Below are 16,362 nucleotides of genomic sequence, written 5' to 3'. Positions count from 1 at the left end.
CTGTCGTTGAACACACCCCTTCTCCTTTTCGGAGACTCTGCGCATAAAGCAGATGCGGCCGGGGGGTAAGGCGCACGCGGAGGGCGACCAATTCCCTTACTCCACCACCAGCTTCCGGGTCAGGGTCTCGGTGGGGGTCTGGCAGCGCAGCGTGTACACGCCCGCGGCCAGGCCGGGCAGCTCCAGCGTGGGGCCCATGCCGCGCCACACCGGGCGGCCTAGGGCATCGAGCAGCACCAGCGCGGCCGGGCCAGTCGGGCCCGTCACCTGCACGGTGGCGTGGCCGCCGGCGGGGTTGGGGTACACCAGCAGCTGCGTGGCCGCTTCGGCCCCGCCTGCTACTACTGCCACCGGCGAGAACTGCACGGTGCCATCCAGGTCAACTTGCCGCAGGCGGTAGTAGAGCAGGCTGGCCGGGGCCGCCTCATCGCGCCAGCCGTAGCTGTGCGCGGCCGGGCTGCTGCCCGCCCCGGCCACCAAAGCCGATACCGCCGCGAACGTGCGCCCGTCGGCCGAGCGCTCCACCAAGAAGCCCGCCGAGTTCTTTTCCGAGGCCGTGGCCCAGGCCACGTCCACCTGCCGGGCCGACTTGCGGGTGGCCCCGAAGCGCGTCAGCTCCACCGGCAGCGGGCTGCTGCCGCCGTTCAGGTAAAACTCCGAGAAGTGGTCGGCCACGCTGGCCGTGACCGAAAACCAGCTGGTGCCGCCGATGCTTTCGGTGGCCGTGGGCGTGAGCAGGCGCTGGCTGGTGGGGCTGGTGTTGTCGGCCAAGTCGCAGTTTTCGTTGTTGCCCACGTACTGGGTCAGGCGCAGGTCGGCCACGGAGTTCACGTCGTTGCCGTCGTTGTCGTTGGCGGCCACCAAGCGGGTCAGCTCGGTGTTGAGGCCGTAGAACCGCACCTGCACCGACGAGCCGGTGAAGCCGTTCTGGGCCACCAGGTGCCAGTTCCGGTCAAGGTATTCGACGCCGCGTGCGTCGTTGCGCACGGCTGTGCCGTTCAGCGTGTACTCGGCGTACACGGTGCCCAGGGCCTTGCCCCCGTCATTAAGGGCCGCCACCAGCTGACCATTCGGGGCCAGCAGCCACTGCCAGGTGTTGCCCCCGGTGCTCTGGATGCTGTTCGTGGTCAGGCACTGGTTGAGGGTGCCCGTGAAGATGTCGAGCACCGTGAACGTCTGGCCCGACTGGCTGCTGCCGCTGGCGTTGGTGAGCGTAACGTAGCCCGTGCCGCTGGCCCCGGCCGGCACCGTTACCTGTATCGCGTTCAGGCTGGTCCGAACGAAGGCGGCCGCCACGCCGTTCACCGTGGCCCCCGTGATGGCCGAGGGTCCGGTGGTCAGGAATCCACTGCCCCCGACAACAAACACGGTGCCCACCGGCCCGCTGGTGGCGGTCAGCGAGGAGATGGCCGGCGTGCCCGTCGTCACAGTGAAGCTCGTGGCCGAGGTCAGGGTGCCCGCGCTGGTCACGACGGTAATCGGCCCGGAAGTGGAGTTGATGGCCACCGCCGCGTTCAGCGCGTTGGCCGACGTGACGGTGTAGGACGCGGCGTTGGTGCCGTTGAACTTCACGCCCGCCGCCCCGCTGATGCCCGTGAGGCCGTCGCCGGTGAGGTACACCCGCGTGGCCACCGGGCCGCTGCTGGGCGAGAAGGAGAAGATGCTCGGCAGCAGCGTGAAGCTGGCGGCCGAGGTGCCCGTGCCGTAAAGTGTCGTCACCGAGAGCGGGCCGGATGACGTGCCCACGGGCAGCGTGGCCTGGAGCTGGGTGTCGCTCAGCACCGTGAAGCTGCTGGCGGCCGTGCCGTTGAAGCTCACGGCGGTAGCGCCGGTGAAATTCAGCCCCGTGAGGGTGAACACGGTGCCGGCCACCGCGCTGCCGGGCGTGAACGAGCTGATGGTGGGCGGCACCCCGAACACGGTGGCGCTGCTGGCCGAGCCGGCCGCCGTGGTCAGGCTCAGGTAGCCCGTCGTCACGCCCGCCGGGGCCACGGCCGTAACCTGGGTAGCCGAATTGACGGTGAAGCTGGCCGCCGCCACCCCATTGAACCGCACGCTGGTAGCGCCGGTCAGCGTAGTGCCGCTGATAACCACGCTCGTGCCGGCCGGGCCGGTCGCGGGCGTGAAGGCGGTAATGGTCGGCGTCACGGTGAAATTGCCGCTGCTGCTCACCGTGTTGCCCAGCGCCGTGAGGCTGACGGGGCCGGTGGTCGCGCCGGCCGGCACCGTGGCCGTCACCTGCGTGGCCGATACCGCCGTGAAGCTGGTAGCCGCCGTGCCGTTGAACCGCACGGTGCTGGTATTGGTCAGGTTGGTGCCGGTGATGGTGACGAGGGTGCCTTCCGGCCCGCTGGTGGGCGTGAAGCCGGCGAAGGTGGGCGGGGCCACGTTGAGCAGCACACTCACCGAAGGGCCGCTGCGGTCGGCCGTCACGGCGTCGAGGGTCAGGTTGCCGTCGAGGTCGCCCAGGGCCAGGCCGTAGGGGGCGTTGCCCACGGCCAGCGAGCCGCTGCCGCTGAAGGCGGTGCCGCTGCTGTTGTTCAGGCGCACGCTCACCGCGCCGGGGCTGCTGTTGTGGGCCGTTATCAGGTCCAGGTCGCCGTCGCCGTCCACGTCGCCCGTGCTCAAGGCGTAGGGGCTGGCGGGCACCGTCACGCTGCCGGCCGTGCCGAAGGTGGCCGCGCCCGTAGCCAGCGCCACCGACAGCGAGGCCGCGCCGTTGTTGGCCGTGGCCAGGTCGGGCCGGCCGTCGGCGTTCAGGTCGGCCAGGGCCACAGCGTAGGGCGTGGAGCCCACGGCCACGGTGCCGCCGCTGAAGGCGAAGCTGCCCGTGCCGTCGTTCAGCGCCCAGCGCACCAGGCTGTTGCTGCGGTCGGCCAGGGCAAAGTCCAGGTCGCCGTCGAGGTCGAGGTCGGCCACGGCCAGGCTTTGCGGGCGGCCGGTGCTGGCCAAGGTGGTGGCCGCCGCGAAGGTGCCCGCGCCGGTGCCCAGGTTCAGAGCTATGGCTACCGAAGGCGACGACGTGCTGGCGTTGGGCACCAGCAAATCGAGCCAGCCGTCGCCGTTTACGTCGGCCGCGACTACGTGGGCCGGGCTGCTGTCCACGGCCACCGCCGCGGCGGCCGCGAACGTGCCCGCGCCGTTGTTGAGCAGCACGCTCACCGAGCTGCTGCCGATTGAGTTAGGCGTGAGCAAATCCAGGTCGCCGTCGTTGTCCACGTCGGCGGCCGTTACGTCGGCCGGGGCGTTGCCGGTGGCGTAGGCAGTGGCTGCGCCGAAACCGGCGCTGCCGTTGTTCAGCTGCACCAGCACCTGGCTCAGGCCCAGGGCCGCCGTGGCCAGATCCAGGTCGCCGTCGCCGTCGAGGTCGGCCAGGGCCGTGCCGATGGGCTGCGCGCTGCCACCCATGCTCAGCGTATTCAGCAGGCCGAAGCCGCCGGGAGCCGGGCCGGCCGCCGCCGTAAACTGGTGTACGTGCGGCGTGGCCGGAGCCCCGCCGACGCTCGTCACGCCGGCCGGCACGCTCACGCTCACCAACTCGCCGGGCTGGAAATCCAGGGTCGGATTCAGGTTGAGCGTGCTGCCGCTGGCGCTGCTGCTGCCGCCGCGCCGCCCGCCGCGCTGGGCGCTGAATACCCGCACGTTGGCGGCCGTGGCGCTGGCCACCGGCTCGGTGAAGCTCACACCCACGTCGGCGGCCCGGCTGACGGCCAGCGCGTGGCGCGTGGGCGACACCGCCGTGACGGGGAAGGTCACCACAAAGCTGGCCGCGCTGCTGCCCGCGCCGCTGGGCGTGGTCACCGTGACGGGGCCGGGGGCGCTGCCGCCCGGCACCGTGGCCGTGATGGTCGTGCTGTTCACCACGCTATAGGTGGCGCTGATGCCGTTGAACTGCACCGCCGTGGCTCCCGTCAGCGCGGTACCGGTGATGGTGACGCTGGTGCCCACCGGCCCGCTGGCCGGGCTGAACGCCAGCATCCCCGGCGTGACCAGGAAGCTGGCCGTGGTGGCGTAGCTGCCGCCGGGTGTGGTCACCCGAATTACGCCCGACACGGCCGCGGTGGGCACAATGGCCGTGATGCTGGTGGCCGAATTCACCGTGAAGCTGCTGGCCGCCACCCCGCCAAACGTAACGGCCGTGGCCCCGGTGAGCGTGGTGCCGGTCAGGGTCACGCTGGTGCCGGCCGGCCCGCTGCCGGGGCTGAAGGCGGTGAGCGTGGGCGTGACGGTAAAGCTGCTGCTACTCGTGGCGGTGCCGCCCGCCGTGGTCACGCTAATCGGCCCGGTAGTGGCCCCGGCCGGCACAACGGCCGTAAGCTGACTTACCGAGTTGATGGTGAAGCTCGCCGCCGTGCCATTGAAGCTGAGGGCCATAGCCCCGCCCAGCCCCGTGCCACTGATGGTAACGCTGGCTCCTTCCGCCCCGCTGCCGGGTGCGAAGCTGCTGAGTGTGGGCAGCACCGTGAAGCTGCTGCTCGTGCTGAAGCTGCCGCCCGGCGTGGTCACGCGAATGATGCCGGTAACCGCCGTGGCGGGCACGATGGCCGTAATCTGGGTAGCCGAATTGACCACGAACGGGGCGCTGACGCCATTGAAGGTTACGTCGGTGGCCCCGGTAAGCGTGGTGCCGGTCAGCGTCACGCTGCTGCCCGTCGGCCCGCTGCCGGGGCTGAAGGCAGTGAGCGTGGGCGAGACGGTAAAGCTGCCGCTACTCGTGGCGGTGCCGCCCGCCGTCGTCACGCTAACCGGCCCCGTGGTGGCCCCGGCGGGCACCAGCAGGGTCAGGCTGGTGGCACTTTGCGCCGTGATGGTGGTTACGGCGGTGCCGTTGAAAGCCGCGCCGGTCGTGCCCGTCAGCCCCGTGCCGCTGACGACGACACTGGTGCCTTCCGGCCCGCTGGTGGGCGTGAAGCTCGTAAGGGTCGGCAGAACCGTGAAGCTGGCGCTGCTGCTCACCGCGCCGCCGGCCGTGGTCACGCGCAACACGCCGGTGGCGGCGGTGGCGGGCACGGTGGCCGTAATCTGAGTAGCTGAGTTGACCACAAACGAGGCGCTGACGCTGTTGAAGGTCACGTCGGTGGCCCCCGTCAGGCCCGTGCCAGTGAGCACCACGGTGGCCCCGATGATGCCGCTGCCGGGGCTGAAGCTGCTGACTTCCGGCGTCACGGTGAAGCTGATGCCGCTGCTGGCCGCGTTGGCGGCGGCCGTCACTACCACCGGTCCGGTGGTAGCCGTGGCGGGCACCGTGGCCGTAAGCTGGGTAGTCGAATTAAGCGTAAATGCGGCGCTGACGCCGTTGAACGTGACGCTGCTGGCCCCCGTGAAGGCCGTGCCCGTGATGGTCACGCTGGTGCCCACCGGCCCGCTGGCCGGACTCAGCCCGCTCACGGTGGTGTTGCCCGGCACGACTACCGTGAAATTGCTGCTGGTGGTGGCCGTGCCCCAGGCGGTGGTGATGCTGATGGGGCCGCTGGTAGCGCCCGCCGGCACCGCAAACGTCACCTGCGTGCTCGATACGCGGGTGTAGCTGGCCACGCTCGTGCCGTTCAGGGTCAGGCCGCTGATGTTGCTGAACTCGGTGCCCGTGAGGGTGACGGTGGCCCCCACCGCGCCGTAGGGCGTGAAGGCTGTAATGGTGGGCGGGCGGCCGTTGAGGAAGACCCTGGCGGCAGGACTGCTACTGTTGCTGTAGCTGTAGGCCATCACGTCCAGGTCGTTGTCGCCGTCGAAATCCCCAAGCGTCCCGGTGCTGGCATCGCCTATTGTCAGATAATTTCGCAGGGTCAGCAGGCCGGTGCCGTCGTTGAGCACCACTGCCACGTCGTTCTGGTCCAGAAAGCCCGTTATCAGGTCCAGGTCGCCATCGGCATCTACGTCGCCGGCAGCGGCCCACGAAAAGAAGGAGTTTGCCGTCCGGTTGATGGTGCTGCGCAAGGTCAGCTGGCCGGTACCGTCGTTGGCAAACAGCCGGGTAGCGCCGTTCATGTTGCTCTCCACGATGTCCACGTCGCCATCGCCGTCGAAGTCATCGCCTAGCAAGGCATCAATCATCCCGCCTACACTCGTAGAGAATAGAGCGGTGCCCATCGTGCCATTGCCCTGATTGGGGTACACTACCAGGTTGGCCCCTTCGCCCCTTATCAGGTCCAGGTCGCCGTCGTTGTCCACGTCGCGGAGCAGCACCGGCCCCACCCACAGCGACGCATCATTATCGCCCGGACTACCGACCACCCGCACGGCGGTCAGCGTGCCGGTGCCGTCGTTGTAGCAAATACTGGCGCTGTCGTCGTTGCCCGCCACCACATCCAGGTCGCCGTCGCCATCGGCATCGCCCACGTCAAGCGGCCCATAATTACTGCCGCCACTAATGCTACAGGCACTGGCATACGTGAGCTGCCCGGTGGTGCCATTGTTCAGATAAACGAGCACCTGGCCCGTTCCCACCACTGCATCCAGGTAGCCGTCGCCGTTCATGTCAGCTAGCCGAATATTTTGACAATCGCCCGAGGAGTTAGGGGCTTGCCAGTACGTGAACTCGCCGGTGCCGTCGTTGCGCAGCACCCGGAATCCGAAGTCCCGGCTGGTCACCACTAGGTCGAGGTCGCCGTCGTTGTCGATGTCGCCGCTGGTGCTGCCCACCGTACTGGCCAGGCCCGGCATGGTGCTGGTGAGTACGTGGGTGTTGCCGGTGCCCGTAGCGGCCGTGCGGAACTGCCACACGCCGCCGGCCGCGCCGGGGGCCGTCACCTGCACCCGCTCGCCGGCCCGGAAGGGCAGCGTCGGGGTGAAGGTGCTGGTGAAGGTGCCGCTGCCGCTCAGGCTGCCGGCGCGTTTGCCGCCGCGCTGGGCGCTGTACACGTTCAGGCCCGCCGCCGGGGCTCCGCCGGCCTGGGTCTGGCTGAAGGTGGCCGCCGGCCGCACGCTCAGCGCCTGCTGGAGGGCCTCGCGGGCGGGCGTGGTGGCCACCACCGTAGCCGTGCGCACCTGGAAGGGCACCGTCAGGCTGGCGGTGGTGCCGCTCACCGTGGCCGTTACGGTGCCCGTGGTGGCCCCGGCCGGCACGGGCACCGTAAGCTGCGTAACCGAGTTCAGGGTGAAGCTGGTGGCCGCGGTGCCGTTGAAGCTCACCCCGGTCAGGTTCGTCAGGTTGGTGCCCGTTATCGTGACTACGGTGCCCACCACGCCGCTGCCGGGCGTCGAGGCCGTCAGCGCCGGGATGACCACGAAGGAGGTGGCCGAGGTAGCCGAGCCCGCCGGCGAGGTCACCGTAATCGGCCCCGACAGCGCGGTGGCCGGTACCGAGGCCGTGATTTTGGTATTGCTCTGCGTACTGAAAGTAGCCGTCACGCCGTTAAAAGTCACCCCGGTAGCACCGATAAAATTGGTGCCCGTAAGGGTGAAGGTAGCGCCCGCCACGCCGCTGGCGGGCGAGAAGCTGGTGAGGGTGGGCGGCAAGGTGAAGGGGGTGCTGCTGGTAGCGGTGCCGCTGGGCGTGGTCACGCTGATAGTGCCGCTGCTGGTGCCGCTGGCCACCACGGCCGTAATCCGGGTGCTCGAATTCACCACGAAGCTGGCCGCCGCCGTGCCGCCAAACTTCACGCTGGTAGCCCCCGTGAAGGTGGTGCCCGTGATGGTGACGCTGGTGCCCGCCGTGCCGCTCAGGGGCGTAAAGCTGCTGATGCCCGGCGTCACCACGAAGCTGCTGGTCGAAGAACGGGTGCCGACCGCCGACGTGACGCTGATGAGCCCGGTAGTGGCCCCGGCAGGCACCGTAGCCGTAATGCTGGTAGCCGAATTGATGGTGAAGGCCGCACTCACCCCGTTGAAGCGCACGACGGTAGCACTCAGGAAATCGTCGCCGGTGAGCGAAACCGAGGTGCCCACCGCGCCGCTGCTGGGGGAGAAGGCACTCACGCCCGGCACAACCGTGAAGCTGCCGCTGCTGGTGCCCGTGCCGCTGGCCGTGGTCACGCTGATGGTGCCCGAGCTGGCCCCCACCGGCACCGTGGCCGTGATTTGGGTCGCGGAATTGACCGTATAGCTGCTGGCGGCCGTGCCGTTGAACCGCACCGCCGTGGCCCCGCTGAAGCTCGTGCCCGTGATGACGGCCACCCCGCCGCCTTCCGAGCCGGAGGTGGGCGTGAAGCTGCTGATGTCGGGCCGGATGAGCAGCGGGGCGCTGCTGCCGGTGCCGTAGCCGGTCGTCACCGTCACGGGGCCGCTGGTGGCGCTGGCGGGCACCGTTAGCGAAATCTGGGTGGGCGACCCCACCGTGTAGGTGGCACTCACGCCGTTCACGGCCACGGCCGTCACGCCCGTAAAGTTCGCCCCGGTCAGCACCACCGTCCCGCCCACCACCGCCGGGTTGGGCGTCAGGGAGCTGATAATCGGGGCCGGAATCTGGTTGAGCCGCACGCTGACTTTGGCCCCGCTGTAGCTGGGGGTCAGCAGGTCAAGGGCACCGTCGCCGCTCACGTCGGCCAGGGCCACGGCGGTGGGCGAGGCATCCACGGCCACCGTGGCGCTGCCGCTGAAGCTGCCGCTGCCGTTGTTGAGGCGCAGCGCCACCCGGCTGTTGGTCTGGTCCGCCACGGCCAGGTCCAGGTCCGCGTCGCCGTCGAAGTCGCCCACGGCCACCTGCTGGGGCGCGCCGCCAATGGCCAGATTCGTGGTACCGCTAAACGCGCCGCTGCCATCGTTAAGGCGGACGCTCACGCTGCCGCCGGTCGCGTTGGCCGTTACCACGTCCAGGTCCTGGTCGTCGTCGAGGTCGGCCAGCGCCACCCGCCAGGGGCCGTTGCCCACGCCCACGGAAGCGGCGGCGGTAAACGTGCCGTTGTCGTCGTTGAGCAGCACCGTCGCCGTGTTGCTCAGGTTGTTGGACGTCACCAAGTCGAGGTCCCCGTCGTTATCCACGTCGCCCACGGCCAGGCCGTAGGGCTTGGCCCCCACCGCCGGGCTGGCCGCCGCGCCAAACGTGCCGCTGCCCGTGTTCAGCGCTACGCTCACAAACGTGCTGTTGGCATTGGCCACCGCAAAGTCCAGGTCGCCATCGGCATCGAAGTCGCCGATAGCCAGCTCATTCGGCGCGCTGCCCACCGTCACCAGCGACCCAAACGTAAATGCGCCCGTGCCATCGTTGAGCATCACCTGCACCTGGCCGGTGCTGGCCAGCGCGGCGAGCAGGTCGAGGTCACCGTCGGCATCTACGTCGGCGGCCTTCACCGCCCGCGGCTGGCTGCCCACCAGTATCGGCGCGGCCGTGGGGAAGCTGCCCGTGCCGCTGTTCAGCCAGACGGACAGCGTGGCGTACCCGGCGTCGGCGGTGGCAAAATCCAGGTCGCCGTCGCCGTCGAGGTCGGCCACGGCTAGGTCGTTGGGCTGGGCGTTGGTGGCGTAACTGCTGCCCGTGGCGCTAAAGGTGCCGCCGCCCGCCGTCTCCGTCGTAAACTGGTAGGCCCGCTTCACGGCCGGGTCGAACACCGAGCGCACCGAGGACGGAATGACGGCCTGCACCACCTCCCCGGCCTGAAAATCGGTGGTCGGGTCGAACACCATCGTGCGATTGCCGATGTTCACGCGGGTGTAGGTGCCCGCCAGCTTGCCCCCGCGCTGGGCGCTGAACACCCGGAAGTTGCTCATCGTGCCCGGCGCGATGGTGCCATTCAGCGTGAGCTGCACGGTGGCCGCGCGGCTCACGTTCGTGGCGTTGGCGGCCGGCGTGGTGCTCTGTACGGTGGCCTGGGCCGCTGCCAGCAGCGGCAGTAAGGCAGCGCACAAGCCGGCCAGGAGGGAGGTAAATCTTGGAGTCATAGAAGAAAAATCTAGCTTTTCTAAAAGCCACAAATGCCGGCTGGAACAAGTCCGGCCAGCATTTCGGCGAGTCTCACAGCAGTGGCAGCAGCCCTTTACCGCGCGGCCAGCCGCCAGAAAATCCCGCAAAAATAAAATAGTACTATATAGAGGCCTAGTAAATTCCTGCCAATCAGGCTGCCCATTTCAGTAGAGCCCAGCGAGGATTCAGGGACGCAGCAGGGCGCTGGCCCGCAGCCGGTAGCGCCGGTAGAAAAGGCGGGCGAAGTAGGCCGCATCCTCGATGCCGACGGCAAACGCGGCTGCCTCCACGCTGCGTACGGCCCCGGTTTCCAGCAGCTCCTTGGCCCAATACAGGCGATGCTCACGCAGGTAGGCGGCCGGCGTCAGGCCAGTCAGCTCTTTGAACCTGCGATGCAGCGAGCGGGGGCTCATGCCCAGCAGCCCGGCCGCGTCGTCCACACTGAAGCCGGGCTCGGCCAGTATCCGGCCGGCCAGCTGCCGGAACTTGCGCAGCAGCGCCAAGTCATCGTCGGAAGGATCAGTGGTGGGCATATTACAGGCAGGGCATAGAAGCGCCGGCAAAGCTCTGCTTTGTGGCGGGGCCGGCCCAATAATTTGCTGCCAGATTGCCGCGGCGCGGCTGTCGTGGCCTGTCGCGCATCTGTAGCTGCTTACGCTAGTTACCCCGCGCCTTCCACAGCTGCCGAAACGACTTGGGCGCGGTTTGCAGCGCGTCGCGGCGCTTGTTCCAGCCCACTTCGCCCAGCAGGCGGCTCAGCACCCAGTTTTTGCCCGCTACCGGGGCCATATCCCACACCCAGCGGTGCTTCATGCCATACAGCCACAGCGCCACGGCCCGGCGCTCCTCTTTGTCCGTAAAGCCCTCCCGCACGGCCTGCTGACGGTTTTTGAGCAGCAGGTTATGAATGTTGATTTTGACCGGGCACACCGAGGTGCAGGCCCCGCACAATGACGAGGCGTAGCTCAGGTGCTTGTTTTCGGCCAGCCCGCTCAGGTGGGGCGAAATAACGGAGCCGATGGGGCCAGAGTACGTAGTTTCGTAGGTGTGGCCGCCAATGTTTTTGTAGACCGGGCACACGTTCAGGCAGGCCCCGCACCGGATGCACTGCAGGGCCTCGCGCTGCTCGGGCTGAGCTAGCAGGTTGGTGCGGCCGTTGTCGAGCAGCACCACGTACATCTCGTCGGGGCCGTCTTTTTCCAGCGGCTGGCGCGGACCGGTGTAGATGGTATTGTATACCGTTACCTGCTGGCCCGTGCCGCTGGTGCTGAGCAGCGGCCAGAACAAATCCAGGTCGTGGATGCTGGGCAGGAGCTTTTCGATGCCCACGATGGCAATGTGGGTTTTGGGGAAGGTGGCCGAAAGGCGGGCGTTGCCCTCGTTTTCGGTCACGGCCACAGCGCCGATGTCGGCCAGCAGGAAGTTGCCGCCGGTGATGCCGACTTCGGCCGCCGTGTATTTGCCGCGCAGCAGGTGGCGGGCCGTGAGCACCAGCTTCTGCGCGTCGTCGGTGTGCTCGATGCCGAGGTGCTTCACGAAGATAGCGGCAATATCCTGCTTGCTCAGGTGCATGGCCGGCGTCACGATGTGGTAGGGCCGCTCGCCGTTCAGCTGCACGATGAACTCGCCCAGGTCGGTTTCGATGGAGTCGATGCCGTTTTTGCCCAGGTAGTCGTTCAGGTGGATTTCCTCGGTGGTCATGCTCTTGGCCTTCACCACCGTGCGGGCGTGCTTGCGCTGCATGATTTTGCCGATTTCCGCCAGGGCTTCCTGCGCATCCCGCGCCCAAATTACCTTGCCGCCGCGGGCCGTGAAGTTGCGCTCAAACTCCAGCAGGTACTCATCGAGCCGGTTTATCACCTTGGCTTTCAGATACGAAGCCCGCTCCCGCGCCAGCTCGTGGTCGTGGTACCAGCCCAGCCCGGTTTGCACGGCCGCGTTGTACTTACCAATGTTGAAGCGGATCTTGCGCCGGTGCTCCAGATCGAAGGCTTTGGAATCGGAATCGGCGAGGAACTGGGCGGCTTTGGTTGTCATGGCAGTAGCAGGTTGGCAGCACGAGATACCAACAAATATAAAGGCCGGAAAGTCGGCCGCCGCTTTTCCGGGCATTGTCCAACTTTCCGGCCTTTATGATTTTTCCGGGTGCGCCACCTAGTTCTTTGCCGCGTCCAGGGCCACGCGCTGGTCGCGGTTGGCCAGCTCCCAGGCGGTATGAAACACCAGCCGGGTGCGCTTTTCCAGCGGGCCAAATTCTATTTTGTCCACGTCGTCGGTGGCCTTGTGGTAGTCGGCGTGCAGGCCGCTGGTATAGAAGATAACCGGGATGCCGCGGCGGGCGAAGTTGTAGTGGTCGGAGCGGTAGTAGAGTTGCTCGGGGTCGTCGGCAGCGTTGTAGGCGTAGTCGAGGGCGAGGTGGGCGTGCTGCGCGTTGGCCGCTTCGCTGACGGTGTGCAGCTCCCACGAAAGCCGGTCGTCGCCCACCACATACACGAAATCGGGCTTGTCGGCGTGGGCTTTATCGGTGCGGCCCACCATGTCGATGTTCAGATTGGCCACCGTATTGGCCAGCGGCAGCACGGGGTGGCCGGTGTAGTATTCCGAGCCAAACAAGCCTTCCTCTTCGCCCGTCATCAGCACAAACAGCACGCTGCGGCGCGGGCCGTGGCCTTCCTTTTTGGCCTGGGCAAAGGCCTGCGCAATTTCCAGCACCGCCGCGGTGCCCGAGCCGTCATCGTCGGCCCCGTTGTAAATGGTGTCGTGCTTCATGCCCAGGTGGTCGTAGTGAGCCGAAATCACCAGCACTTCGTCCTTGCGGTCGGTGCCTTCCACTAGGCCCAGCACGTTTTCGGTGGTCAGCGTTTGCTGCTGCTGGGGCAAGTGAACCGTGAAGCCGGGCGGTTGAAAGTTGAGCGGCACCGGCCCCTTTTTCTTCCCGATGGCCGCCACGTAGCCGAGCAAATTTTCCTCAGTAGTGCCCGCCAGGCGCTGGCCCAGCTCCGGCGAGACGAGGTATACGCCAATGCCCGTCGGGGTTTCTTCCTGGTCGGCGTCGGGGGCGGGCTGGCCGGGGTCGGGCAGCAGAAAGGCTGGCTCGCGCAGGGCCGGGGCCAACTGGGCGGCCTGGGCCTGAAACTCGGCAGTAGAGCCGAAAGTGAGGAAGAAGATGCTGCGGGCCCCTTTTTGTTTGGCCAGCGCTATTTTTTTGGTTCCCGAAGCCCAGTCGCCTTCCTGCTTGGTGCCCGTGAGCAGGTTGCGGCCTTTGGCATCCTGGGGCTCGCCCATCAGCACCAGCACATCCTTGCCCCGCACATCCAGGCCCGCATAGTCGGAATAGTTGGCCTGATCGATGCCGAAACCGGCAAAAACGGGCTGGCCGGCGGTTTCGGTGGGGAAGGGCGAGAGGATGGGGCCGTAGCTGAAAAAGTCGCGCAGCCAGGTGTAGCGCTGCCCGCCTACCTCCAAGTAGCCGCCCTCCTGGCTCAAGCCCCGCCGCACCTCAAATGCTTGCAGATAGCCGTCGGCGCTGCCCTTCACCGGCCCCTGCAGGCCCAGCGCCGCCAGCTGCCGGGCCAGATAGGCGGCGGCCTTTTTCTGCCCGGCCTGCCCGGTTTCGCGCCCCTGAAAGTCATCCGAAGCCAGTACCGTGAGGTGCTCGCGCAGGTCGGCCTGGCGGATAGTGGCGGCGTAGGTGGCGGCCGGCGCGGTGGGAGAGGGCAGCCCGGTAGCCTTGCTGCCCGGCCGGGCCGTGGCTTTGGCAATTGGGGCCTGGGCCCAGGCCGTGGAGCCGCCCACCAGAGCCAGCAGACTATACAGAAGCAGTTTTTTCATAGCGCAGAGGACGGAGACGGCCGCGGCAAGCGGGGCGCTTGGCACAGCCGAGGTAGTCTAACGCAAAGCAGCCGAAAAAGTGGGCTGCCCGGCCGGCAAAGCAAAAGGCGCGAAGCCGACCTGGGCTCTTAGCCCAACTTTGCGTCGCGCATTCAAGTCAGCTCTGAACAAGCAAGCCGCAGCGCGGCGACAGGTTTGTAGCATTGAAGTAGAAAAAGAACAAAGCCGCGTAGCGGTGACAGATCCGTTCGGGCAATTCTGTCACCGCTACGCGGCTTTGTTCTTTGTGCTTATTGGTTGCTACAAACCTGCCGCCGCGCTGCGGCTACTTTGCGATTTAGGCTGGCTGTCCATCGAATTTCGGCTTGCGCCAATCTTCCGCCTTACGGCTTATTCGAGTCTACCACGATGCGAGTGTCGCGGTTGACCAGCTCCCAGGCGGTGTGGAATACCAGCCGGGCGCGCTTTTCCATTTTGCCGAACTCGATTTTCTCCACCTCGTCGCCCGCGCCGTGGTAGTCGTCGTGCACGCCGTTGAAGAAGAACGCCACCGGGATTTTGTGCTTGGCGAAGTTGTAGTGGTCGGAGCGGTAGTAGAAGCGGTTCGGGTCCTCGGGGTCGTTGTATTTGTAGTCGAGGTCGATGTTGGTGTACTTCTTATTGGCCTCCTCATTGATGGCGTGCAGTTCCGAAGAGAGCTTGTCGGAGCCGATGACGTACACGTAGTCGGGCTTGCCTTCGTGCTCCTTATCGGTGCGGCCCACCATGTCGATGTTCAGGTCGGCGATGGTGTTTTCGAGCGGCAGCACGGGGTGGTCGGTGTAGTATTCGGAGCCCAGCAGGCCCTTTTCCTCGCCCGTCACGGTCAGAAACAGGATGCTGCGGCGCGGGCCGTGGCCTTCGCGCTTGGCTTTGGCGAAAGCCTGGGCCAGCTCCAGCACCGACACCGTACCCGAGCCGTCGTCGTCGGCCCCGTTGTTCACCTCGCCGTTGGTGATGCCGATGTGGTCGTAGTGGGCCGAAATGACCAGCACCTCGTCGCGCTTGTCGGAGCCTTCCAGAAAGCCCATCACGTTTTCGGTAGTGAATTCTTCCTTCTTTTTCGGGGCTTTGATGGTGATAGCCGCCGGCTTGAACGGGGCCACCACCGGCTTACCGGCCTTCGCCACCGTTGCCTGATACTTGCTCAGGGCCGCGGCCGTGGTGCCCAGCAGCTTGTAGCCCACCGCCGCCGACACGAAAAACGATGAGCGGCCGGCGTCTTTGCTATCCAGGAAGCGCATGCTGGGCCGGCTGAGATAAGGAGCCATGCGGGCCGCCATCTTCTCGAAGTTGCTCTGCGGATCGGGGTTCACGAAAAACACGCTGCGCACGCCCTTCTCGGCCGCCTTCACGGCTTTGGCCCGGAAATCGGTGCCCCATTTAGTGGCTTTGCCATCGGCGCTCAGCAGGGCCTTGCCCTCGGTCGTGGTCGGCTCGCCAAGCAAAATGATAACGTCCTTGCCCTTCACGTCCTTGCCGGCGTAGTCGGAGTAGCCGTCCTGCTCGATGCCGTAGCCCAGAAACACGGGCTTCACCGTGGCTTCCGTCTGGAAGGGCGAGCTGCCCATGCCGTAGAAATCAGCCAGCCACTTATAGGTCTGGCCGGCCACTTTCAGTGTCGCGCCCTCGGCCCAGGTGCTGCGCTCCATGCTAAAGTGCTGCACGAAAGGGTTGTCGGAGTTTTTCACCGGGCCGGTCAGGTCGAGGGCGGCAAACTCCTTGGCTAGGTAGTCGGCGGCCATTTTCTGGCCTTTCTCGCCGGTTTCGCGGCCCTCGTAGGCATCCGAAGCCAAGATGGTGAGGTGGCGGCGCAGGTCGTCCTGGGTGATGGTAGCGCCGTATTCGGCCGCCATATCCGTCTCGATGGGCGGCTGGCGGGTGGGCAGCGGCGCGGCCACGGGGGCCGGCGCGGTCTTCTCGGCTTTGCCGCGCTTCACCTTGATTTTGCTCTTTTCGGGCACCTGCTGGGCCACGGCGGAAGTGGCGCAGCAAGCGGCCAGCAGCAGCGCGTAAAACGGGTGTTTCTGCTTGAACATGAACGGAAAGTGTAAAGGGACGAATGAAATGAAAGACACCGGCCGCGCCGAAAGCTGCATTAGCCCGCGCCGTTAGCCCTGCACGATGAGCACCGTGGCATACGCCGCCACGCCCTCGCGCTGGCCTACGAAGCCCAGCTTCTCGGTGGTGGTGGCCTTGATGGAAATGTCTTCGGCCGCAATGCCCATCACCTCGGCCAGCACCCGCTGCATCTCGGCAATGTGGGGGTTCACCTTGGGCGCTTCCAGGCAGATGGTCGAGTCGATGTTGCCCACCTCGTAGCCCTTTTCGCGCAGCAGACGCATCACGCCGGCCAGCAGCTTTTTCGAGTCGATGCCCTTGTATTGCGGGTCGGTGTCGGGGAAGTGGAAGCCGATGTCGCGCAGGTTGGCCGCGCCCAGCAGCGCGTCGCAGATGACGTGAATGAGCACGTCGGCATCGGAGTGGCCGAGCGCGCCGTGGGTGTGCGGAACCTGAATGCCGCCGAGCCAAAACGGTAGGCCCTCGCGGAGCTGATGCACGTCGTAGCCGAAGCCAACGCGGATTTTCATACGAACAGGGAAGAAAAGTGGAGCAGATAATACCAGCCGCCAAGGTACAACGAACCGCCGGCACTG

General features: G+C 66.6%; 6 protein-coding genes. All 6 read right to left on the bottom strand.

Annotated elements, in window-relative coordinates; all coding sequences use genetic code 11:
• Positions 1-96 precede the first annotated feature (96 nt).
• Positions 97-9,780, bottom strand: a complete 9,684-nt coding sequence (locus BUB62_RS18870) for an FG-GAP-like repeat-containing protein (RefSeq protein WP_073104964.1) — start codon at positions 9,778-9,780, stop codon at positions 97-99.
• Positions 9,781-10,020: 240 nt separating this feature from the next.
• Complete coding sequence (locus BUB62_RS00820; RefSeq protein WP_073104962.1) at positions 10,021-10,368, bottom strand: helix-turn-helix transcriptional regulator; 348 nt, start codon at positions 10,366-10,368, stop codon at positions 10,021-10,023.
• Between the two features lie 124 nt (positions 10,369-10,492).
• A complete protein-coding gene (locus BUB62_RS00815; protein WP_073104960.1) occupies positions 10,493-11,872 on the bottom strand; it encodes a LutB/LldF family L-lactate oxidation iron-sulfur protein in 1,380 nt (459 codons plus the stop codon).
• Between the two features lie 117 nt (positions 11,873-11,989).
• Entirely contained in the window at positions 11,990-13,666 is a 1,677-nt protein-coding gene (locus BUB62_RS00810) for a M28 family peptidase (protein ID WP_073104958.1), read from the bottom strand.
• Between the two features lie 383 nt (positions 13,667-14,049).
• Positions 14,050-15,744 carry a M28 family peptidase gene (locus tag BUB62_RS00805; protein WP_084538719.1) on the bottom strand — a complete coding sequence of 565 codons (1,695 nt, stop codon included), beginning with the start codon at positions 15,742-15,744 and terminating at the stop codon, positions 14,050-14,052.
• 72 nt (positions 15,745-15,816) lie between these two features.
• Positions 15,817-16,296, bottom strand: a complete 480-nt coding sequence (gene ispF / locus BUB62_RS00800) for a 2-C-methyl-D-erythritol 2,4-cyclodiphosphate synthase (protein WP_073104956.1) — start codon at positions 16,294-16,296, stop codon at positions 15,817-15,819.
• Positions 16,297-16,362 lie beyond the last annotated feature (66 nt).

Source organism: Hymenobacter daecheongensis DSM 21074 (genome assembly GCF_900141805.1).
Lineage (GTDB): Bacteria > Bacteroidota > Bacteroidia > Cytophagales > Hymenobacteraceae > Hymenobacter > Hymenobacter daecheongensis.
Note: the sequence above shows the minus strand (reverse complement) of the source record. Positions and strands in the feature narration are given on the sequence as shown.

What these genes read in the sequence shown, in the direction of transcription:
- BUB62_RS00820 (WP_073104962.1), bottom strand. Translation starts at nt 10,368, where the DNA reads ATGCCCACCACTGATCCTTCCGACGATGACTTGGCGCTGCTGCGCAAG.
- BUB62_RS00815 (WP_073104960.1), bottom strand. Translation starts at nt 11,872, where the DNA reads ATGACAACCAAAGCCGCCCAGTTCCTCGCCGATTCCGATTCCAAAGCC.
- BUB62_RS00810 (WP_073104958.1), bottom strand. Translation starts at nt 13,666, where the DNA reads ATGAAAAAACTGCTTCTGTATAGTCTGCTGGCTCTGGTGGGCGGCTCC.
- BUB62_RS00805 (WP_084538719.1), bottom strand. Translation starts at nt 15,744, where the DNA reads ATGTTCAAGCAGAAACACCCGTTTTACGCGCTGCTGCTGGCCGCTTGC.
- ispF (WP_073104956.1), bottom strand. Translation starts at nt 16,296, where the DNA reads ATGAAAATCCGCGTTGGCTTCGGCTACGACGTGCATCAGCTCCGCGAG.